Genomic DNA, 21,529 nt, shown 5'->3' on the forward strand with positions numbered 1-21,529 from the left:
CCTGTTTTTGATGTATATAAAAAAACTAATGAAATAAAAAAGCTAATAAGAGGTTGTAATGACTATGAGCCATAGAGATTACTTTTTTTGTATATATGGCATGTCATTAATTAGAACATTCAAGGATTTAGCGGTCTTAAAATTAAAAATATAGTGAAGAGTTTTTTATGAGCAATAAAAACTGATCTGATATTATTTTTAATAATCCACAGTGTAGCTCAAGCCGTAAGTTGTACCCGAGGCAGGCAAACGATTCAAGTCGCCATAGGTTGTTTGGTGATAGACCGTTAGATAATCTTTATTGAGTAAGTTATAAATCCCATAGTCTACTCGACCTACCGGCATTTTGACTTGTCCTAATACATCAAGTGTCATATAACCTGTGACTGGCAATGCGCTAGAATCAGGGTCTTTTTGTTGATCCTTAAAGGCTTTATCATCACCGCCAATTGCTAATGCTTGTAGACGTACATTGCTGCCTTTATCAAAGTTGTATTGCGCAAATGCAGTGCCTTTAAGGGGTGTCAAGCGTACGGCATCAAGCTCCAACCAATCACCATCTTTATCATACTGACCACGAGTATAGGCGACACTGCCACCCACTTGCCATTGATCATCAATATCATGGCTGAGCGAACCTTCTATTCCGTAGACGCGCTCATCAGTATCGACCACTTCTACCGTATAGTCATTGGTAAAGCGTACCGTTTTATCTGATTTATTATAAAAACCGCTCAAGCGTGCAGCAGTATTGCCATGCTTGCCCTGCCAGCCCAACTCGTAATTGTCGATTGCGATAGGTTGTACATTGTCTGAGTTGACGACAAAGCCTGCCCGTACATCACGTAGCGCACGCTGAATGTCAGCAGTGGTAAAGCCTTGTGAAAAATTGGCAAATACTTGGTCATTTGGGGTTAATTGATAGCTGGTACCGATATTAAATAGGGTTTTATCGTGGTCTGTATTGCCCTTTTCCACTTGACCAGCCTGATAGTCAATGCCATAATCATCACTGACACCACTGATGCTAGGATCATTAAAATACTCTTCGAGCAATTGCTCATAAATGGGCGTGAAAGTAGCCGTTTCTGCTTTGAGTTTTTGATAGCGCACGCCAGCACTGGTATGCCATTTATCAGTGATATCTATATCCGCATTGACAAAAGCGCCCCATTTATCGATGGTGGTATCTGGTCCGCCATTATAAGTAAGACCATTAGTTTGAGCGCTCAAACCATTACTAGCAATAAACATGTTTAAGTCTTGACCTTCATAGGTTTGCTCACTTTTTTCGCGTTCAAAGTCAGCACCATAGCTAAATAGCGTCTTTTTACCTGCGATTTCGCTATCCGTTTGCATGGCTGCGCGTAGACCCATCACTTCAATATCTGCTTCTGATTGAGTGACGAATGTTGCCGCGCCCAAAAGCTTACCTAGCGTGTCTTTATCAGTAAGGCCATTGGTAGCCCAAACTTCAGCTGCTTGGTCTGCTGCACTTTTCCCAGAAGGATAAAAACGGCCTTTTTCGTCTCGATAGTAGCCAGTCACGCTCAAATTTGAGCCTGCAATATCATCATTATTATAGTTTAAGTTCACCGATGTTTTAGTGGTATAAGGCTCGTTTTCTACATTGGCACCGTCAATCGCTTTTAAAGATGGTGGTAATTTTTTCGGTTTTAATAATACTTGTAAATTTTTACCATAGTCTGGACCATAGTCAGTATCCTGCTCATCATTATAGTAAGTCACTGCCAAATCAAGACGTTGGCTGTCAGTGAGCTCTATACCCAAGCTACCATTAACACTTAGCGACTCGGTATCTTGTTGGTCAGTTTGATTGACGTCTGGACTGATGCGATTATCGTGGCTATCGAATTTGCCGCCCTTACGATCATAATCCACATCTAGGCGACCATAGACTCGCTCACCGCCATAACCCAATGTTTGCCCCACATGATAACCCACTGAATCTGAGTCAAAATTACGACTGCTACTGACGCCGACTCTGGTTTGCCTGATAGAGCCATAACCTACCATAGATTTTGTGACGAGATTAATCAGACCACCAGCCGCGCCAGCCCCATAAATACTGGTCGCACCAGAGAGCACCTCTACCCGCTCAAGCTGCGCAGGGTCGATACTGTTTAGCTCGCGTGAAAGGCTGCGTGAGCCACTCAATGGCACACCATTCAGCAAAAACTGCACGGGACGGCCATGCATGGTCGTGCCGTAGTTACTGGTTGAGCCACTACTTGCCCCCAAACTTGGAATCAGCTGAGCCAATATATCTCCAGTAGTACGATTGCCTGTCGCCTGCATCTGCAGCTCATTTTCGGTAATTACCTGTGTGACGGCGGGCATCTCACTAATTTTTTGTGCCAAAGCCGTTCCTGTCCTTGCTGTAGCAGTGACCGTAATGGTATCTAAAGTCACGTTTGGTAACTCACTTGAGACGGCGTTGACAGCTAAGTCTTCTGAAAGCATCGTATTTGAAGCGATGTCCATAGCACTGACATTGTTTTGTGCATATAGTTGCTGGCTGATACAAAGGGTAAGAAAGGATAGAGCAACTTGATGGTGGCGTTTCATATTCACTTCACTTAATTGGAGGATCAAAGAGTGGTAAAAGTTATATTTAGCTAATAATGCTGTGTGTACTAACTTTGTGAACAATATTGTAAATGATAATCATTGTTGTTTCTATAATTATTTACAATATCGAAAACCCTTATTGCTCCCAAAAAATACTGCTCCAGCGTCACTCAAGATTCGATATCTATCTATGATTGCCTTGGTAGAATAGAGGGTGCCAAACGTACCAGAACGCCAAATGAAATAGCGCTGACTATATTGCCTTTTGAGAGAACGGCAATATAGTCAGCGCTATTATTTCAGCGGCTTTATTAGTTTGCTTAATTTTGACAACGATTGGCGTAGCAGTCATGAGCCGAATGCTCAAGCTAAGGTGATTGTGATCTTTGGATGGGCGGTGGAAGCTGCTGGTGACGTCGATATACTATGGATTTAGAACAACAATTCACAGAAGTGGCTCGCCGTGGTAGTACGCTACTGCTCATTTCATTAATATTAGACCAATACGGTCTTATGAATTTGCCGGCAAGAGAGATAAATACTGGCTGTTCAGTAGGTGTCACTTTCGTTCTGCTAGGCATGATTATGGAGCTGTGGCTCACTCCTTCATTTACCAACACAAGCAATGCTAAAGTTAACGTGGCTAGCAATTTAAGTGCCATAAAAAGCACTCCAATAGAGACCATTCTATTTATGCTTTAGGTAACAACTTGCCAGTAGAATAACGAGTAATTATTGATATCGCTAAATCTACGTCTCATCTACTTTTTGAGCCTTGAACTCACAGAAGAGTGAATTATATGCTAATAAATTTCCTATTTTGGTGTGGCAAATCTTTAGCACTATAATTCACTAATCTATAATGATATTACAAACACGCCTTAACTCAAATCAAAAATCCATTGTGGCTGACAGCATAAATGTACGCGGCTCACCCAAGCCAAGACTGGTATAATGTGGCTTTGCCCAATAGGCTTTATTGGTTACGTTAGCAACACTTGTTCTCAATGTCAGCGGCTTTTTATCAATAGAGGTGGCATAACGTGCGCCTAAATCGTATATAGTGCGACCTGGTAATGACAGTGAGTTGCCTGCGTCAAGATATTGCTTAGATATCGAGTTTGCATTAGCTGTTAATGTTAAGACTTGAACGAAAGGTAGATCCCATTCAACACCAAGCTTAGACTGCCATTGTGGGACACCTGTAGCTCTATTACCCTCATTAACGCTACCAAGCGTCTTGGTTAGCTTCGCATCAATATATGAAACCCCACCCATTAGGCGTATATCTTCAATGGGTGAGCCAAAAAACCCCCATTCAACACCTCGGTTACGCTGTTCGCCAGCATAAGAAAAGATATTACTAACAGGGTCTAAATAGCTATTAGGTTTCTCTATTTCATAAACACTTAGGGTGTGTGAGAACTCACCAAGATCAAGCTTTACGCCAAATTCTTTTTGTTGCGTCTTATAAGGGGCAAACATTTCACCAGCATTTTCTGCATCTATCGGTGCAGTAGAACCTTGGCTCAAACCTTCTATATAGTTAGCATATAAAGAAACTTGATCGTTTACTTTACTTAGTAGCGCTATTGATGGCGTAGTCGCACTTTCGTTGTAATCCTTTGCTGATGCCAGCATACCTGCTTGTTTGCTTTCTACCTGTTGATGTCGCAGTCCTAAAGTTAGCTGATATTTATCCTCAGCAAAAGACAGTGTGTCTGCAAGACCATAGCTGGTCAAATTCGTTTTTGTGTTCAGTAGCGCAGGAGAATTGAAGGGAATATTACGCGACTCCCATACTGGTTTATATATGTTCGTGACCCAATCTTCAGCTAATAAACCCCTTCTAGCACTTAAATCATAATCCTCCTGATAGTCAACGATGTTAAATGCCAATTGATGATTAACTCGTCCTGTTTGGAATTTACTTTTTAACCCTATCTCAGCAGACTGTCTTTCGACTTCATCATCAACTTCTCCAAGATTAGTCCGATAATCTCCTGCGGCATTGATAATCTGCGCGACAGAGGCACTCTGCGACTTAAATTTTGTTTTGCTATTTCCGCCCGCACCATAAATCATTAAATCGTCAGTCACATCATATTCACCACGTATCATTATTCCCTTATCTTCACTATCATTAAATGCCCAACTTGGGTTCAATAAAGTCTCTGGTTTGGGCGGCTTAGGAATCGACAATCCTGGTGCTAGAGTGAGACCGCGAGTCGGTCCATCGACACGATCTTTACTGTGATAAAGAGCTGTCGAGAGTCGAGCACGCTCTCCTTTCCAATCCAGTGCAATAGAAGCCAGTTGCGCTTGTTTTTCTTGATCATTTACTGCACTATCACCCTCTCTATAAGCACCATTAATCCGAACACCAAACTGCTTGTCTTCACCAAAACGCCGTCCTACATCCACATGCCCACCAAGTTGTGAGTCTGATAAATATCTTGCCGTCACTCGCGTCAACGGCTCATCGCCTGCTCGTTTAGGCACTAGGTTGACTGCACCGCCTACTGAGCCTTTGGGCGACATACCATTCAATAAAGCTGAGGGCCCTTTGAGTACTTCGATACGCTCAAACATCTCAGGTGAGCTACGATAATAAGGTGCCATACCGAATAGCCCGTCTACCGTAACATCACCAATGTCTGAAGAGAATCCACGGATAGAATAACTTTCAAGATTCTGGCCACCAACCCCACTGCTAAAGACGGCAGGATCAGTAGCAGCGATGACAGCCGTAATATCGGTGGCTTGCTGATCTTCAATAAATTTATCGGTATAGCTGATGGCACTAAACGGCGTCTCTAAAAAATCCTTATTTCCCAAGAATCCAGCGTGATTGGTATAGGTCACCTGCCCACCTGAGTAGATAGGATTGTCATTGCGTTCTGCCACTACTGTTATCGCAGGCAAGGTCACTGTAGGAACGTTGTTATCCTCCTCTAACGGTGGGTTTTGCGCTCCATTGCCAGACTCAGTGGTTTGCTCACTATGTATCACATTACTATTTGTCTGTGCATACGCTGATGGCATACAGATGAATATCGTCCCAGCGACTAGGCTCAAAGACATGGCAAGTCTTGCTGATACGATATAATTGAGCGCGAAAGAAGGTTTGGTCAGTGTCGCCCGCTGTTTGACCCTATTTTTATGATCTAGGTGTTGAAGTTGGTGCATGGAAACGTCCTCTTGTTTTGATGGAAAATAATAATGCGAATAAAAACACAAATGATAATCATTAACAATTTAGGATAAAAAGAACCCTCTCTTTCTCACTTAATCATTCACTAGGGCGTGTCCTAGTCCTACGTTAAAAAACATCGTTCGTCTTAGAAGGTTCCTAGAGTGTCTCTAGAACGTTGGCTGATAGCCTTTGAGGACATCGTCCATTATGATGTTTAATGAGGTTGGGCTAGCGGCTGCTATATACCACGCATCTGCATCAACAAAAACAACACGACCATTTTTCCATGCTGTTGTTTGACGAAGTAAAGGGTTGCTCACATCATCAGGATTGATAATAGCGCGATGCTCCATGACAGCGGTACGGTCTACAATATAAAGAATGTCTGGATCTGCCTGCTGTATAAACTCACTAGAAATCGGCTGTCCATGTAGGCTGGTCTCTACAATCGTACTCGCAGGCTTGACACCCAAGTCATTGAAGATAAAACCATAGCGTGATTGCAGCCCAAAATTGCTAAAAGCCCCATTATTGTGTAAGACAACCAGTGCTTTTTCTGGGCGGGTTTTTGTGAAGTCCTGAACCTCTTTGACTCTTGCATCTAACTGCGTGGCTTTTTGTTCTGCCAATGCCTCTTTATCAAAAATACGACCTAGAGTTAATAAGTGACTTTTAACACTGGCTATATGCTGCTGACTGTTATTAAAATTCACATCGAAATGCAGAGTCGGTGCAATCTCTGACAGCTCTTGATAGTTAGCGGCGTGCAGCGGGGTCATCAAAATCAGATCAGGATGTAGCGCATGGATACGTTCCATATTTGGCTGAACAATAGCGCCCAAGTCCTCTACTGCGGCATCCTCTTTATACTGCGAAAGAAAGTGGGGAATATAGTCTTTGACCATTCCTGCAATCGGAACATCGAGCTGATCCAAAAAATCAGCTTCATTCATATCCAGTACCGCGAAGTGCCCAAGAATATGCCAGCATCAATACGATTGATACGATAAAATTACCACTGACACCCAGCAGCATCAGTCCATTTGTACCCATCACAAACAGCAGCAGTACTTGCCACAGTAAATAAACAGCCTCATAGCCCATGATAGAAGGTGCCAAAATACGATTACCAACAATAGTTTGAAAGATTATAGATGAAAAAGCTAAGCATATACTACCGAGAACAATAGTCGCTAGACGCATCAAACGCTTAGGAATTAAGTAATTAAAATCTAAATCAGAGCCTATAAATAAGAAAATAAGCGCCAGCAATATAATCATTATCAAGGTCGTCCAAATCTTTGCCGCAGTACTCATCTTACTCCCCTCATGATTAACACAAGGAATATCACACCGCCTACCCCGCCTGCGGTAAGGCCAATAGGAACCTCAAAAGGATAAATAATGAGCCGCCCAAAAATATCACAAATTAGTAGTAAACAAGCACCGCCTAAGGCGACTAATGGCAGTGTCCGCGACAGGTTTTCCCCGTACTTTAGAGCGACTAGATTTGGAATAACGAGTCCCACAAAAGGTATGGCGCCGATGGTGATGACTGAAGCGGCCACCGTTACTGAGACTAGCATAAGCCCGAAGGCAGCTGTCGCCGCATAGCCGAGTCCTAGACTGGCGGCCATGTCCTCGCCCATACCCAGTACCGTAAAGCGATGGGCATAAATATAGGCTAATACAATGATGGGCAAAATAATATAAATAAGCTCGTAATGACCTTGTACAACCCTTGAAAAATCTCCCAATAACCACCCTTGCATACTTTGTAAAATATTATGGCGATACGCATAAAACTCCGCAATTGAGCTCAGCACACTGCCATACATCAACCCAAGGACAGGAATAAGCACAGCGCTCTTAAACTTAATACGGCTAATAATGAGAATAAAAAGCAAGCTTGCGGCAAAGCAAAAAACCAGCGCAAAGATCATTTTACTACTCGTACTGGCATTGGGAAGCATGGTGAGCGAGACCAAAATGCCAAGTTTGGCAGCATCCACCCCCCCTGAAGTTGCGGGCTCAACAAACTTGTTACGGACGATGTGCTGTAAAATCACGCCGCTAACAGACAAACCCACTCCTGTCAGTACCAGCGCAATCAGCCGTGGTATACGGCTCGCCGTTAAGGTCAACCATGCATCGTTGGAGAAATTAAAGAGAGCGATAAGTGAGGTCTGTTTTGAGCCCAGCATAAGAGAAACGGCACAGAGCAAAATAAGTAACAAAGATAGTGAGCGCATTATTGAAGTTCTTCTTACTTATTACGAATGACTTTTTACTACGCTGAAACATACCACCAACAGTCTATAAAACTCATTGCTAGGATTTTTCATTAAAGCATAAATGAGAATCAATCATACTATGCTTGTTTGAATAGGTAAGTTGAATATAAGGTGAAATTGGGAAGTTATACCGTGAATAAGGGAAATTATTCGGAACGATACCTCAGCATTTACCAAGGTTTAAAGATTGAATTAACTCAGGCGCAACATAGGTTTGGCATAAATAAGTCGTATATCAGCAATGCTTATTTAGCTGATTTTAGAAGATTGTGGCAGCTTGACATCTATTGGTTGGCTAGATAAGTTGTGTGGGTGTAACGCCATAAAATTTGGCAAAAGCTTTACTGAAATTGCTAGGATCACGATAGCCAACATACCATGCAGTCTCTTGGACGCTTTTATATTCATCTAGCAACAAACGCATTGCTTCCTGCATACGCAGTTCACGGATAAAGCTGCCGATTGTTTTACCCGTTTGTTGTTTGAACTGTTGCTTGAGATAGCATTCGTTTATACCCACTCTTTGAGCCAACAAGGAAATTGTTAATTTATTACTGTACTCTTGGCGAATAATATCAACGGCCTGATCAATTTGGCTTTTTTGGTTTGCTAATCGGCCTGATATATCTTGAATGCCTAAAATATCTTGGCAAAGCAGCAATGCTTGACTCTCTAAAGCTAATCGGTCACTCAAAGTACAGCAAGGTAAAGAGAGGATATAAGCTGCACGAGCAAGTAGACGCGGCTGGTTGGATAAGCTGACTTGAACCATTTCAGGATCTTGATTATCAAAAGGTAATAGCCATGTTGGAACAGCGAAGCTTTCTGCCCAGCGCGACAACAATGTTTGATTAAAATCGATTGTTACGATATGGCTATTTATAGGGGAATTCTGCAAATATTCAGTATCAACTATAGAGTTTATATCACCAAAATCTCCTGATCGTCGCCAAATTTGCTGCGAATGAATACTTGTATCAGTCCGTAAATTACTAGCATGTAAGGTATAGTTCGCATCTACAATTAAGTGCATCCCTACATCACAAGAAAATGGTGCGGCGGGTTCCACCAAAGATTGGCTGCTAGCAATGCTGTTTCGACCGAGCACGATACCATTATGCAAGCTCAGTAAGTCACCATAACCAGAGCTGCCATCATAAGTTGGACGTTTAATCAAATAGTCAGAATCAGGATGATCGAAAGACCAGTATTCGGTCTGATAGTGGTCGTAAAATGCATGTAAGTTTGCCATATAAATACAATCAAGATGTTTTGGTATGTGTGTTTATGTTATATCCAGCTAAAAATAGCTTTACACGTATAAATAGCCAGTTCTCCAGTCTTGAAGCAATAATAGCATTATTAGTAATAAACAATCATCTTAATGTTAATGATTATCAATTAAATATAATTCAATGGTATTCACATACCAAAAAGGAGTAAGCATGAGTCTGCTGATAGTGAATATAAAAAAAGAGCTTGATGATATTGAACAGTTTTGGAAGCCTACTGATATTGCTCAGTTTAATCAATTAACAGTAAAACTGGCTAAATTGAAAGGTGAATATGAATGGCATAATCACGAATATGAAGATAAGTTATTTCACGTATTGTCAGGACAGCTATTTATTATATTAGAAGACAAAACCGTAGAGGTGAACGCTGGTGAAGTTGTCGTTATTCCTAAGAATAGTAACCATAAACCTTATGCGCCTACTGAAACGAGTGTAATGTTTTTTGAACCTTTATGAATATAGAATTAAATCTATAACAATGTTTCTATTACAGCTATTTGATTGAAATGCATCTGAGCACTCAGTATTAATAATTTGTAAAGCCGTTAAAAATACCGCCGCCTTTGTAAATTAAATGTCGAAAATGCAATATGCATAATAAACTTATCAACCATTTATTGAATACGCACTTTGCTTTTTAAAGAGTGGTCAGCCAATCACTCTTGGAGATTTTTCTCCTAATGAAGGTGTGAATATTAGCATTCTCATTACTCGCGTTTATATTATTTCAATATCAGGATATAACGAGGCTAAGTTATCCAAATTCGTCCAATGAGTAGGGGCTTCTCTGCCTGCTTACAAAGCTATCTGGAGATATGCATATGTCAAATAGCTGGTTTTAAATAAGTCGTCATCTGCGTTTCAATTCTATTGTATTAGACTATAAACTTGATTATTTTTCCTCACGGTATAAGATGTTTTTTGCTTCTACTCTAAAATCTTCATGACTAATGGCAGGCTCAATGCTAGCTGTATTTAGGTTCACACGTGAGACAGACGCTGTTGAGCATGCTTAGCTTCAACATTAGCCTGATTGTGATTATTTTTAACTTTTGCTAGCCGTGAGCTATCTGCTACCGTCTCGTTAATTTGATGAGTAGCTACCGTAACAGGTAGATGAACACTTACCATGGATGTTTGAGGGATTGTTGAAAAAAAACGAGCCGACACGAATATAGTCATTAACAACAAGACGCCCACTATAGCAAACCATTTTACATGACTCAGCAAACTGTCTTTTGCTAGCTTTGCTGTGTCGGTTGCTAATAGTGGCTCGTTATTAGAATTACTGGATAAGCCAACACTTTTATTGATATCATTTTTATTGTCTGAGATAGTCATAATTCAATACCGAGTCAATCCATGTTATGAACGGCCTATCACCGTATCCTTGATCTCAGGATACGGGCTCTCGGGTATGTTGCAATGATTTTTGGTATGAGCGATAGAATTGACTGATAAGCGGCTTGAAAGCACTATTATTGTATGGCTAGTTGCTGATGAGCAATTCGAGAAATGGTGATAAAAATGAGATGAATTGCAGTCTAATAAGTAAAATAGCACAGATTATCTCGAGGTATTAAGCAGATGTTTAACGCTGCTTGGCAAAATTCAGTCCATTTGAATTGAGAATATACCTTAGATTAAATGACTAGTTGAAATTATGAATGTGCAGCAGACCCTAATCATTGGTCTCACGATACAAGGTACTTTGGGATTCTTCTCTAAAGTCATCATAAGTGATGGCTGCCTCAGCTGCTGGCATGGTCGATGGGGCTTTAGTAGTCTCTACCCCATTAGGATTAGTGTCTGGATTCTCAGTGGAGGATTCATCTGGTTGCGATATCACTGTCGATTTGTCTATCGCGCCTGTATCAGCAGAAGGTTGGTTGTCATCGGTTACTACTGCTTTGCCAGTGCTAACAGCTGGTGCTGCATCTGTCGTTGTTGTTTTCGTCTCTGCACTATCAGGTGCAATCGTTTTCGTTGAGGTCGATAGAACGCCGGTGAAAATTAGTGTTGCTACAATAGTAGCAATCAATAATGAGCCAAAGATCATGCCAATAATAAGTGGTTTTTTGCTACTTACTTGCTTTTCCTTTGATTTTGCTAATTGTTTAGCAATAGCATTGTCATTTACAGCGTCGTTATTATTAGATAGTTGTTCGTTTCTAAATTTTTCAGCTGCTAATCTTTCTGAATCTTGACGTTTTAAATCATCAGCATTCGCGCTGTCCGCGATATATAAAGAAGGTTTATCGTTATTTGCATCAGAGTCTAAAGAGTTGTCAGTATTAGCTATCGGTGCATGATTTGTCGAAAAACCCTCGTCTTTATCGTCATCAGAAAAATCTACATTAATACCTGTGCTCACGCTTTCTTGCTCTAAATTCGCAAATAATTCTAGCTCTGTGGCGCTTAATGGCTCGTATGATGAAAGATGGTTGGTATTTTTTAGTGGTTTTAATGCATTTTCTTTGAAAGTAGCGTTATCCTCATTACTATCGACATTTTCGACACGCGTGATGAAACGCTCGTAGATATTATCTTTACGCATACGCTTACGTGGCTTAGTATTAGCAATTTTGGCTAAATTTGCCTCTAACTGCGCATTAGGGCTATTTTTTTTGTCGCTCATGAAGTAATACCAAACCAGTTTTTACCGCGAAAAAGTAGATAACAGCTAGAATTAAGAATAAAGTTTTTATTGTTTGCTAAAGTGTAACACTAACGTTAACAAACAATATAGTAGCTCGCCTCGTTCGCTTCAAGCATAATTTGTCTCTTACTGCTCTTATTCGGATAAAATAATCAAAATAGCAAAAAAAATAAGCCACAAGCAACGATGACATCATAAACAAGTGAGCATAAAGATATGGATTTAAAACAGCTCAACGCTTTTATTGCTATCGCAGATTCACGGAGCTTTAGTGCCGCAGCGACTAAAACTGGATTGTCACAACCAAGCTTGAGTCGTCTTCTTAAACAGCTTGAAACGGATATGGGTGTGGAATTGGTCGATCGCTACCATAGACCGCTACATCTGACTGAAGCTGGTACATTCTTTTACGACAAAATCAGCGCCATATTGACAGAAATTGATACCGTCACCAGCATGACGCAGAGGCTATCTACGCCCAGTAGTATGCTGAATATTGGCTTTGTCCCATCCGTGCTTTATGGATTGCTTCCTGAAATTATTGCCATGCTAAAGCAATCCAGCCCCGATATTGAAGTCAATCTCAAAGACATCAGCTCATATCAACAAATAGAGGCGCTCAAATCTGGTGAGATAGACATCGGATTTGGGCGTTTCCCCCATCAAGATCCATGGATTCAACAAATACTACTGCGTCATGAGCGTTATGTCGTCGCCTTACCAAAAGCCCATCCTTTGGCGCATGTAAAAGAGCAGCGATTGATAGACTTAGCAAACAATCGACTGATTCTCTACCATCAAACCCATTTACCGATAGCGACGAGCCTAAGATCAACCAGTGCAAAGCTGGATAGTAATACAAAATCCAGACGCATAAGCGCTGAGCAATCCACACTTAGCGCGCCTATTACGGAGCCGTTGCTACACTTATTCGCACAATACGGTATTTCGCCTTTTATGACTACGACGGTGAGTGACTTGCAAGTAGCGCTAGGCTTGGTGGCGGCTGGCGAAGGCATTACCCTTGTGCCTGCTAGCCTAAAGACCGTGCGTACCGACCAAATCAGTTATCAACGTTTAGTACACGAAAACGTCACCTCCCCTATTTATCTACATACACTCAAAGATTTCGTTCATCCCAGCATTTCTGATTTACTGAGCGCCACCTATCAAGTATATGAGCAGCGCGGCATCACTTATCGGCAGCAAAAATTTGTGTCACAGCCTTAAATTATCAGATATTGAATGGATATTGTGTTATAAAGAACCGCTAAAAAATAATCAGCCTTAATACTTGATATTAGCAACTTATTATGCTAACTAAAAAGAATGGCAATGCAAACAAATAGTAATAACAACTAGAATAATCATTCTCCTGACTGGCTTCGGTGTGCTAAAGTCGATACAAGATGAATCGTTTTATATTTAAGCAGTTTATAAAGCGCTTCTCTCATGATCATTGGCAAGCTGACACAGGTAAGTGATAATTTGCCGTTTTAACCATTTAGAGGTATTCATGACCACACAACCACTCAATAATCCACGCACCAACCCAAATGCCACTGACGATACCGCGACCTCGCCGCAAGAAGGCTTTAGCTGGCGCATCTTTGGTCCCGGTATTTTGATGGCAACCGCTGCTATCGGTGGCTCACATTTGATTTCATCGACGCAGGCTGGCGCTATATATGGCTGGCAACTGGCCATTATGATTATTTTAGCCAACGTTTTTAAGTATCCATTTTTTCGCTTTGCAACCGACTACGTCTATGACACTGGCGAGAGTTTGATTGCAGGCTATGCCAAACGCTCAAAAGTATATCTGTGGGTATATTTTATACTCTCTATCCTATCAGCTGTCATTAGTACGGGTGCGGTCTCGCTCATCGCGGCGGTGATACTAGGCTTTATGCTACCCGCCTCCCTTGGTCTTTCGACGATGGTGCTGTCATTGATTATCGTGGCGGTTTCTTGGTTCTTTTTAATTGCGGGTCACTATAAGCTGCTCGATGGTGTGACCAAATGGATTATGATTGCCTTGACGACTGCGACCGTCGCTGCTGTCATCATTGCCGCTGGCAAGCCGACAGTCATGGCTGCTGACTTTGTCGCCGCCTCTCCTTGGAATTTAGCAACTTTAGGTTTCATCGTGGCACTTATGGGCTGGATGCCAGCACCGCTTGAGTTTGCCGCCATTACCTCGATGTGGACTTCTGCCAAAGTCAAAGCCGATCACACCACCCATCGCCAAGGTTTGCTTGATTTTAACGTCGGTTACGCCGTCTCAGCGATTTTGGCATTGTTCTTCTTGTCATTAGGCGTGTTTGTACAGTATGGCTCAGGACAAGAAATTGAGCTGGTTGGTGGCGCTTATATAAATCAGTTGATCAACATGTATACCGCAACCATCGGTGAATGGTCACGTCTATTGGTCGCTTTCGTCGCCTTTATGTGCATGTTTGGCACGACGATTACCTGTGCAGACGGTTATGGCCGCGCCAACGCTGAGTGCTGGCGTCTAATAAAAGGTGAAAGCGAAATCAACAAAAAACAAATCGCTTTTTGGACGACCTATGCTATCGGTGGTGGGTTGATGATTATCACTTTCTTTACTGGACAATTAGGTACTATGCTTAAGTTTGCCATGATATCGGCGTTTGTCTCAGCGCCTATCTTTGGCTGGTTAAATTACTCACTGGTTAAAAACCATAAAAAACTATCTTTTGGCATGAATGCACTCTCTATCGCGGGACTCATCTTCTTAACGGGTTTTGCGCTGTTATTTTTAGCCAATCTTGCTGGACTATTTGGCTAGGTATCGGTTTTAAAAATATCTATTTATATCATAAAAGCCCTTTTAGCTTAGCTATTAGGGCTTTTTGGTAAGCTAAAATCATGAATCGATAAAAATAAGCGCAACCACTATTGTAAATAAATGTAAATCATGGGCTATACGTGTCTTTGCAAATTCAGCAATATGAATAATAGTTTGAGCAAACCATTACTTTATAGATAATGCTATTCATATAGTGAATGATATTAATTTTAATAAACTAGTTATTTAAATTATTTAAATAACTGTGCTTAAACAATGCTTTTCACTCACTGATTATTGAGTATAATCGAACACAATAACGATAATATTATCTCTCTATGCAAGGACACTCACATGACTTCACCTTCAGCAGGCGCACGCTTTCGTAGTGCTTTGACCCAAAAAAACGATAATAACCAGCCACTACAAATTGCAGGTGCTATCAATGCCTATACTGCAATGATGGCGACCCAAGTCGGTCACCAAGCGTTATATCTCTCTGGTGCTGGTGTGGCAAATGCCTCATTTGGTCTTCCTGATTTGGGCATGACTAGCCTTGATAATGTGCTAGAAGATGCACGACGTATCACTGACGCAGTTGATACGCCGTTATTAGTAGATATCGACACTGGTTTTGGTGGCGCGTTTAACATCGCCCAGACCATCAGAAAAATGGAAAAAGCGGGCGTGGCAGCGGTACATATCGAAGACCAAGTGGCGCAAAAGCGCTGTGGTCATCGCCCAAATAAAGAAATCGTCAGTATTTCAGAAATGGTTGACCGCTTAAAAGCGGCATTGGATGCCAAAACTGACCCTGATTTTGTGGTCATGGCACGTACGGATGCGCTATCTGTAGAAGGTCTTGATGCTGCTGTAGAGCGTGCAGTCGCGTTCCAAGAAGCAGGCGCAGACATGATTTTTGCTGAAGCGTTAACCGATATCGAAATGTATCGTAAATTCACCGATGTACTAGATATTCCAGTACTGGCAAACATGACAGAGTTTGGTCAGACCGACCTTTACACCACTGATCAACTGTATAGCGTGGGTGTAGAGATGGTGCTCTATCCACTATCAGCATTCCGTGCGATGAACAAAGCGGCATTAAACGTTTATCAGCATCTATTGACTGATGGCACCCAAGAAAAAGTTGTTGATACCATGCAAACCCGCATGGAGCTGTATGATTTCTTAAATTATCATGAGTTTGAGCAGACGCTAGACAAGCTATTTGCTAATAAGTAGTTAAGCATTCGTCATTGGCAACATTGAAAAGATAGCTCACCTTTGAGTGTGTTATCTTTTCGAAATCCGTCTTCATTTACTTTTAGGTCATTTATGCCATTTTTTACTGCTAATACTGCTCTTAAAACGTCACTACTGAGCAGCACGCTTGCGGCGCTATTATTCATGACGGGCTGTGATAAAACACCAGAAACCGCCGACGATACGACCAGTGGTGCAAGCACTGCTGAAGTTAATGCTACCGCACCTGCCACTCAAGATGACTTGGTCATGACAACGATTACGCTAGATACCGTCGACAGTCTATTGTTCGCACCAGTTATCAATAGTGGTGCGCTCAGTGCAGAGCAAGTCAGCTGTCTTGAATCGCGCGACAAAGACTTGGGTAAAGCCGAAGTCGATCGTTTCTATAAGAGTCAGTTTACCGATGCAGAGTTACAAGAGTTGGACGACTTTTATACGTCAAATGTGGGGAAAAAGTTGATTGCTTTTGGTAATGAGCAATTGCTCGTCATGAATGGTGAAGAAATTGCAAAGCCAATGGCTGACCCTACTCCAGAAGAGATGACTGAGATTCAGACGTTCATGGAATCACCACTGGGTGTCAAGTACATGAAAATCAATAATGCAGAAGGCGAAGGCAGCGCAATGGAAGTCTTGAATGGCCCTATCGAAGCGGAGTTTGCGCGTTGTAAGGTCGATTTAGATGGTCCGCAGCTTGAACAACCTGCGTAATGCTCAACTGGCGCTATCATAAGTCATTAACTGAAAAATTCATTATTAGAAACTTAGAAACACCGTTTTTCACCCAAAAAGCTACCCACAAAAGGAATTTCATCATGGCAGCACAAAACCCATCAACAAAAGTATTGTCAGGCGCAGGTCTACGCGGACAAGTCGCTGGCAAGACCGCTCTATCTACCGTCGGAAAATCAGGCTCTGGTCTGACGTATCGCGGTTATGACGTGTCAGAGCTGGCGGACAAATGCATCTTTGAAGAGGTGGCCTACTTGCTACTCTATGGTAACTTGCCAAACCAAACTGAGCTTGATGCCTATCAAGCCAAGCTCAAAAGCTTACGTGGCTTACCGCAGTCATTAAAAGACGTACTCGAGCGTATCCCTGCCGAATCGCATCCAATGGATGTATTACGTACCGGTTGCTCTATGCTGGGTAACTTAGAAACCGAAATGAGTTTTGAGGAAGAAAACGACCAAGCAGATCGCATGCTTGCGGTATTCCCTTCTATCATCAACTACTGGTATCGTTTTACCCATGACAACGTGCGTATCGAAACTGAAACGAATGATGCGACGATTGGCGGTCATTTCTTACATTTGCTTAAAGGTGAAAAACCAAACGAGCTACACACAAAAGTGATGAACGTGTCTCTTATCTTGTACGCAGAGCATGAGTTCAACGCCTCGACCTTTACCGCACGTGTATGTGCTTCTACGCTATCTGATATCCATTCTTGTATCACTGGCGCAATCGGTTCACTACGCGGTCCTCTGCATGGTGGCGCTAATGAGGCGGCGATGGATATGATTGAAGGCTTCAGCTCACCTGATGAAGCCGAAGAAGAAATGATGGGTATGCTGGCGCGTAAAGACAAAATTATGGGCTTTGGTCATGCCATCTATAGCGAGTCAGATCCACGTAACGTGGTGATTAAAGGCTGGGCTGAAAAACTGGCAGCGGATGTTGGTGATGAAGTGCTATACCCAGTATCAGTACGCTGTGAAGAAGTCATGTGGCGTGAGAAAAAACTGTTCTGTAATGCTGACTTTTTCCATGCCTCAGCCTATCACTTTATGGGTATCCCAACCAAGCTGTTCACACCAATCTTTGTTTGCTCACGTCTAACGGGTTGGGCAGCACACGTATTTGAGCAACGTGCCAATAACCGTATCATTCGCCCAAGTGCGGAATATACCGGTGAAGAGCTGCGTCCAGTACCAGATATGAGTGCGCGTTAAGCTTATTATTAAGTAGCTGTTATTCAGTTTTGAATGATGATTGTTCAGTGCTTTTTGCCAAATAATTACTATCAGCTAGCAATAGTGCTGGCTGGTAACGATATGATGATTGAGCCTTATTGTCTGTTTGGGCTTAATCGTCATACGCTGTCTTTTTCATATAAACATTTCTTTATATAAACCACGTCTTTTTACTTTTCAATATCGCTTCTTTAGCAAAGCCTATAATAACGAACGATGATTTTGCTAAAGGAATGACTTTTACCTAATATTGACGTTTAACGATTTATTATAATTAGCCAACAGCCAAAGGTGACTTATGGACAACGCCCTCGTACAACCAATGAACGAACAATTCAAAAAACAGCTTCCAGATACTGATCTTTATTACTTTGACACCCGTGAGGCTGTCGAGAGTATCGAAGCTGGTGCTTATGACAAGCTACCATTCTGCTCAAAAGTATTGTGTGAAAACTTGGTACGCCGTTGCCCACCAGAAGAGTTAACCGATGCGCTAAAGCAGCATATCGAAGGCAAGCAAGACCTCGACTTTCCTTGGTACCCTGCCCGCGTGGTTTGTCATGATATTTTGGGTCAGACGGCGTTTGTTGATTTGGCAGGTCTACGTGATGCCATCGCTGAGCAAGGCGGTGACCCATCAAAAGTAAATCCGATTGTACCAACGCAATTAATTGTCGACCATTCACTAGCCGTTGAGCATGCAGGCTTTGAAGAAAATGCATTTGAGAAAAACCGTGCTATCGAAGAACGCCGTAATGATGACCGTTTTCACTTTATCAACTGGTGTCAGTATGCCTTTGATAACGTCAACGTTGTACCACCTGGTAACGGCATCATGCACCAAATTAACCTAGAAAAAATGTCACCTGTGGTACAAGTGGTAAAAAATAAAGCCGGGGAACAAGTCGCTTTTGCTGATACCTTAGTCGGTACTGACAGTCATACACCAATGGTTGATGCTTTAGGTGTCATCTCAATCGGTGTTGGCGGGCTTGAAGCTGAAAGCGTGATGTTGGGCAATCCATCATATATGCGCCTGCCTGATTACGTCGGCGTTAAGCTAACGGGCAAACTGCAAAAAGGCATTACCGGTACAGATCTCGTACTGGCGATGACGGAATTCTTGCGTGATGCAGGTGTGGTCTCTACTTATATTGAATTCTTCGGTGACGGTGCGCGCCAGCTTACTGTAGGCGACCGTGCCTCTATCTCCAACATGACGCCTGAGTATGGCGCAACGGCTGCGATGTTCTATATCGATGAACAAACCATCGACTATCTACGCCTAACCGGTCGTAGTGAAGATCAGATTAAACTGGTTGAGCAGTATGCCAAGCAAGTGGGTCTATGGGCTGACGGCATGGAAAAAGCCGAATACGCCCGCGTCCTAGAGTTTGATTTGTCAGCTGTCGTCCGTAATGTGGCGGGTCCTTCACGCCCGCATGCTCGCGTATCAACCACAGACTTGGTTGCCAAAGGCATTGCCCACGCTCCTGAAGATAAATTGCCAGAACCAAAAGACGGGTTAATGCCAGATGGTGCGGTTATCATTGCCGCCATTACCAGCTGTACCAATACTTCTAACCCGCGCAATATGGTTGCTGCTGGCTTAGTTGCTCGTAATGCCAATGAAAAAGGCTTATTACGGAAACCTTGGGTGAAATCCTCATTAGCGCCAGGCTCTAAAACGGTAAAAATGTATTTAGAAGAAGCAGGTCTTATGTCTGAGCTACAAGAAATTGGCTTTGATGTAGTCGGCTTTGCTTGTACGACGTGTAATGGTATGAGCGGTGCATTAGATCCTGATATCGAAAAAGAAATCATCGATAATGATCTATTCACTACCGCAGTGTTATCAGGTAACCGTAACTTTGATGGTCGTATCCATCCGTATGCCAAGCAAGCATTTTTAGCATCACCACCATTGGTGATTGCCTATGCTATTGCCGGTAATATCCGTTTTGATATCGAAAAAGACTCGTTAGGAAAAGACCAAGACGGCAATGACGTTTATCTAAAAGACATCTGGTTCGATGATGATGAAGTTGATGCCATCGTGGCTAAAGCGGTAAAACCTGAGCAATTTAACGCTGTTTATATTCCGATGTTTGACGAAGCCAAAAAAGACACCGGCAAAGCATTAAGTCCGCTCTATAACTGGCGTGAACAGACGACTTATATCCGCCGTCCGCCGTATTGGGAAGGCAAAATGGCAGCGATGAATAAGCTAAAAGGCATGCGTCCGTTAGCGGTATTGGGTGATAACATCACTACTGACCATTTATCACCGTCTAATGCGATTCTGGGTGACTCAGCAGCTGGCGAGTATCTTGATACCATGGGTCTGCCAGCAGAAGACTATAACTCTTACGCAACCCATCGTGGCGACCACTTAACGGCGCAGCGTGCGACCTTTGCCAATCCTAAGCTATTGAATGAAATGGTACGTGACGAGAAAGGTGAAGTAATACAAGGTTCGCTTGCTAGAGTAGAGCCTGAAGGTCAAGTCATGCGTATGTGGGAAGCCATTGAAACCTATATGAACCGCGAGCAACCGCTTATCATCATCGCCGGCGACGGCTATGGTCAAGGCTCAAGCCGTGATTGGGCTGCTAAAGGTGTGCGTTTAGCAGGCGTTGAAGTAGTGGTTGCTGAAGATTTTGAGCGTATCCATCGTCAAAACTTGGTCGGTATGGGCGCGCTACCCTTGCAGTTTAAAGAAGGTGTCAATCGTAATACCCTAAATATCGATGGTACTGAAATATTCGATATCGAAGGCGAAGTGTCGGCTGGTGGTGAGATGACATTGGTCATTAACCGCACAGATGGTACTGTCGATAAAACCTTAGTGAAATGTCGTTTAGATACCGCTGATGAAGTTAAAATGTATAACGCTGGCGGTATGCTCCAGCGCTTTGCTAAAGAGTTTATCGATGGCACGTTAGATATTGCGTAAGCATCATAAGTTTTGAGTAATCAAAGAGCCGATGTTATATAGAGATATGGCATCGGTTTTTATTTTCTTTTGCACTCTATAAACTTAGCCTTCTTGCTTATATCTGAATATTGGATAATAGCTAAATATTGAGTTTGTCTTACCAATAGCGTAATATGTACTATATATTGTACAAGTTATATATTATTAGAGGAGTAAGCCATGAGAGTCGTTAGTTTTTCAGAAGCTAGAAAGCATTTAAAATCTGTATTAGATACGGTAAACGATGATGCCAACGCCACTATCGTGACTCGCCGTGACGCTGATGATGCAGTCGTTATGTCGCTTGATTATTACAATAGCCTAATGGAAACCGTCTATCTATTAAAATCTCCTGCCAATGCGGCGCACTTAGCGGACTCTATTGCCCAGTACAAAGCTGGCAAAACTGTTAAGCGCGAGCTAATTGATACAGCAGAAGACAGTGACAAAAGTGAT

Annotated in this window: 14 protein-coding genes and 3 pseudogenes; 9 read left to right on the forward strand and 8 right to left on the reverse strand. The window is 42.3% G+C overall.

Annotated elements, in window-relative coordinates:
* Nucleotides 1-198: 198 nt before the first annotated feature.
* On the reverse strand, nucleotides 199-2,589 hold the full coding sequence (locus ACP7AE_RS00985; RefSeq protein ID WP_426241048.1) for a TonB-dependent receptor: 2,391 nt from the start codon (nucleotides 2,587-2,589) through the stop codon (nucleotides 199-201).
* Between the two features lie 429 nt (nucleotides 2,590-3,018).
* Between ACP7AE_RS00985 and ACP7AE_RS00990 the strand changes: the two genes are divergently transcribed.
* A complete protein-coding gene (locus ACP7AE_RS00990; RefSeq protein WP_426241049.1) occupies nucleotides 3,019-3,294 on the forward strand; it encodes a hypothetical protein in 276 nt (91 codons plus the stop codon).
* A gap of 189 nt (nucleotides 3,295-3,483) precedes the next feature.
* Here the strand turns inward: ACP7AE_RS00990 and ACP7AE_RS00995 are convergent, their stop codons facing one another.
* The 5 genes and pseudogenes from ACP7AE_RS00995 to ACP7AE_RS01015 form a co-directional block, all read right to left on the reverse strand.
* Nucleotides 3,484-5,781, reverse strand: a complete 2,298-nt coding sequence (locus ACP7AE_RS00995) for a TonB-dependent receptor (protein ID WP_426241050.1) — start codon at nucleotides 5,779-5,781, stop codon at nucleotides 3,484-3,486.
* A gap of 174 nt (nucleotides 5,782-5,955) precedes the next feature.
* Nucleotides 5,956-6,756 (reverse strand): annotated as a pseudogene (locus ACP7AE_RS01000) (siderophore ABC transporter substrate-binding protein); the annotation flags it as partial.
* Nucleotides 6,755-7,069, reverse strand: a pseudogene (locus ACP7AE_RS01005) (iron chelate uptake ABC transporter family permease subunit); the annotation flags it as partial. The pseudogenes ACP7AE_RS01000 and ACP7AE_RS01005, both read right to left, overlap by 2 nt.
* Before the next feature lie 32 nt (nucleotides 7,070-7,101).
* Nucleotides 7,102-8,040, reverse strand: coding sequence for an ABC transporter permease (locus tag ACP7AE_RS01010; protein ID WP_426241051.1), 939 nt, complete (start codon nucleotides 8,038-8,040; stop codon nucleotides 7,102-7,104).
* A gap of 337 nt (nucleotides 8,041-8,377) precedes the next feature.
* Entirely contained in the window at nucleotides 8,378-9,334 is a 957-nt protein-coding gene (locus tag ACP7AE_RS01015) for a helix-turn-helix domain-containing protein (protein ID WP_426241052.1), read from the reverse strand.
* A 193-nt stretch (nucleotides 9,335-9,527) separates the two neighbouring features.
* On the opposite strand from ACP7AE_RS01015, the gene ACP7AE_RS01020 reads away from it, so the two are divergent.
* The gene (locus ACP7AE_RS01020; protein WP_201540808.1) at nucleotides 9,528-9,833 is read left to right on the forward strand and encodes a cupin domain-containing protein; all 306 of its coding nucleotides are present in this window, start codon (nucleotides 9,528-9,530) and stop codon (nucleotides 9,831-9,833) included.
* Between the two features lie 525 nt (nucleotides 9,834-10,358).
* Here the strand turns inward: ACP7AE_RS01020 and ACP7AE_RS01025 are convergent.
* Nucleotides 10,359-10,718 (reverse strand): hypothetical protein, encoded by a 360-nt coding sequence (locus ACP7AE_RS01025; protein ID WP_426241053.1) that lies wholly within the window; start codon nucleotides 10,716-10,718, stop codon nucleotides 10,359-10,361.
* A gap of 340 nt (nucleotides 10,719-11,058) precedes the next feature.
* Nucleotides 11,059-12,015, reverse strand: a complete 957-nt coding sequence (locus ACP7AE_RS01030; RefSeq protein ID WP_426241054.1) for a hypothetical protein — start codon at nucleotides 12,013-12,015, stop codon at nucleotides 11,059-11,061.
* Between the two features lie 237 nt (nucleotides 12,016-12,252).
* Between ACP7AE_RS01030 and ACP7AE_RS01035 the strand changes: the two genes are divergently transcribed.
* From ACP7AE_RS01035 to ACP7AE_RS01065, 7 genes and pseudogenes are all read left to right on the forward strand, one after another.
* On the forward strand, nucleotides 12,253-13,266 hold the full coding sequence (locus tag ACP7AE_RS01035) for a LysR family transcriptional regulator (protein WP_201540805.1): 1,014 nt from the start codon (nucleotides 12,253-12,255) through the stop codon (nucleotides 13,264-13,266).
* A 286-nt stretch (nucleotides 13,267-13,552) separates the two neighbouring features.
* Nucleotides 13,553-14,851, forward strand: coding sequence for an NRAMP family divalent metal transporter (locus ACP7AE_RS01040; protein WP_426241055.1), 1,299 nt, complete (start codon nucleotides 13,553-13,555; stop codon nucleotides 14,849-14,851).
* A gap of 354 nt (nucleotides 14,852-15,205) precedes the next feature.
* Nucleotides 15,206-16,096 carry a methylisocitrate lyase gene (gene prpB / locus ACP7AE_RS01045; RefSeq protein ID WP_045454699.1) on the forward strand — a complete coding sequence of 297 codons (891 nt, stop codon included), beginning with the start codon at nucleotides 15,206-15,208 and terminating at the stop codon, nucleotides 16,094-16,096.
* A gap of 93 nt (nucleotides 16,097-16,189) precedes the next feature.
* Complete coding sequence (locus tag ACP7AE_RS01050) at nucleotides 16,190-16,831, forward strand: DUF2059 domain-containing protein (protein WP_426241056.1); 642 nt, start codon at nucleotides 16,190-16,192, stop codon at nucleotides 16,829-16,831.
* 104 nt (nucleotides 16,832-16,935) lie between these two features.
* On the forward strand, nucleotides 16,936-18,075 hold the full coding sequence (gene prpC / locus ACP7AE_RS01055; protein ID WP_426241057.1) for a bifunctional 2-methylcitrate synthase/citrate synthase: 1,140 nt from the start codon (nucleotides 16,936-16,938) through the stop codon (nucleotides 18,073-18,075).
* A 343-nt stretch (nucleotides 18,076-18,418) separates the two neighbouring features.
* Entirely contained in the window at nucleotides 18,419-21,052 is a 2,634-nt protein-coding gene (gene acnD, locus ACP7AE_RS01060) for a Fe/S-dependent 2-methylisocitrate dehydratase AcnD (protein WP_426241168.1), read from the forward strand.
* A 201-nt stretch (nucleotides 21,053-21,253) separates the two neighbouring features.
* Nucleotides 21,254-21,514, forward strand: a pseudogene (locus ACP7AE_RS01065) (type II toxin-antitoxin system Phd/YefM family antitoxin); the annotation flags it as partial.
* Nucleotides 21,515-21,529 lie beyond the last annotated feature (15 nt).

It is taken from the genome of Psychrobacter sp. TWP2-1-2 (assembly GCF_049896785.1).
Taxonomy (GTDB): domain Bacteria; phylum Pseudomonadota; class Gammaproteobacteria; order Pseudomonadales; family Moraxellaceae; genus Psychrobacter.

Coding starts and splice junctions, on each gene's coding strand:
- ACP7AE_RS00985 (WP_426241048.1), bottom strand. CDS start 2,589: ATGAAACGCCACCATCAAGTTGCTCTATCCTTTCTTACCCTTTGTATC.
- ACP7AE_RS00990 (WP_426241049.1), top strand. CDS start 3,019: ATGGATTTAGAACAACAATTCACAGAAGTGGCTCGCCGTGGTAGTACG.
- ACP7AE_RS00995 (WP_426241050.1), bottom strand. CDS start 5,781: ATGCACCAACTTCAACACCTAGATCATAAAAATAGGGTCAAACAGCGG.
- ACP7AE_RS01010 (WP_426241051.1), bottom strand. CDS start 8,040: ATGCGCTCACTATCTTTGTTACTTATTTTGCTCTGTGCCGTTTCTCTT.
- ACP7AE_RS01015 (WP_426241052.1), bottom strand. CDS start 9,334: ATGGCAAACTTACATGCATTTTACGACCACTATCAGACCGAATACTGG.
- ACP7AE_RS01020 (WP_201540808.1), top strand. CDS start 9,528: ATGAGTCTGCTGATAGTGAATATAAAAAAAGAGCTTGATGATATTGAA.
- ACP7AE_RS01025 (WP_426241053.1), bottom strand. CDS start 10,718: ATGACTATCTCAGACAATAAAAATGATATCAATAAAAGTGTTGGCTTA.
- ACP7AE_RS01030 (WP_426241054.1), bottom strand. CDS start 12,015: ATGAGCGACAAAAAAAATAGCCCTAATGCGCAGTTAGAGGCAAATTTA.
- ACP7AE_RS01035 (WP_201540805.1), top strand. CDS start 12,253: ATGGATTTAAAACAGCTCAACGCTTTTATTGCTATCGCAGATTCACGG.
- ACP7AE_RS01040 (WP_426241055.1), top strand. CDS start 13,553: ATGACCACACAACCACTCAATAATCCACGCACCAACCCAAATGCCACT.
- prpB (WP_045454699.1), top strand. CDS start 15,206: ATGACTTCACCTTCAGCAGGCGCACGCTTTCGTAGTGCTTTGACCCAA.
- ACP7AE_RS01050 (WP_426241056.1), top strand. CDS start 16,190: ATGCCATTTTTTACTGCTAATACTGCTCTTAAAACGTCACTACTGAGC.
- prpC (WP_426241057.1), top strand. CDS start 16,936: ATGGCAGCACAAAACCCATCAACAAAAGTATTGTCAGGCGCAGGTCTA.
- acnD (WP_426241168.1), top strand. CDS start 18,419: ATGAACGAACAATTCAAAAAACAGCTTCCAGATACTGATCTTTATTAC.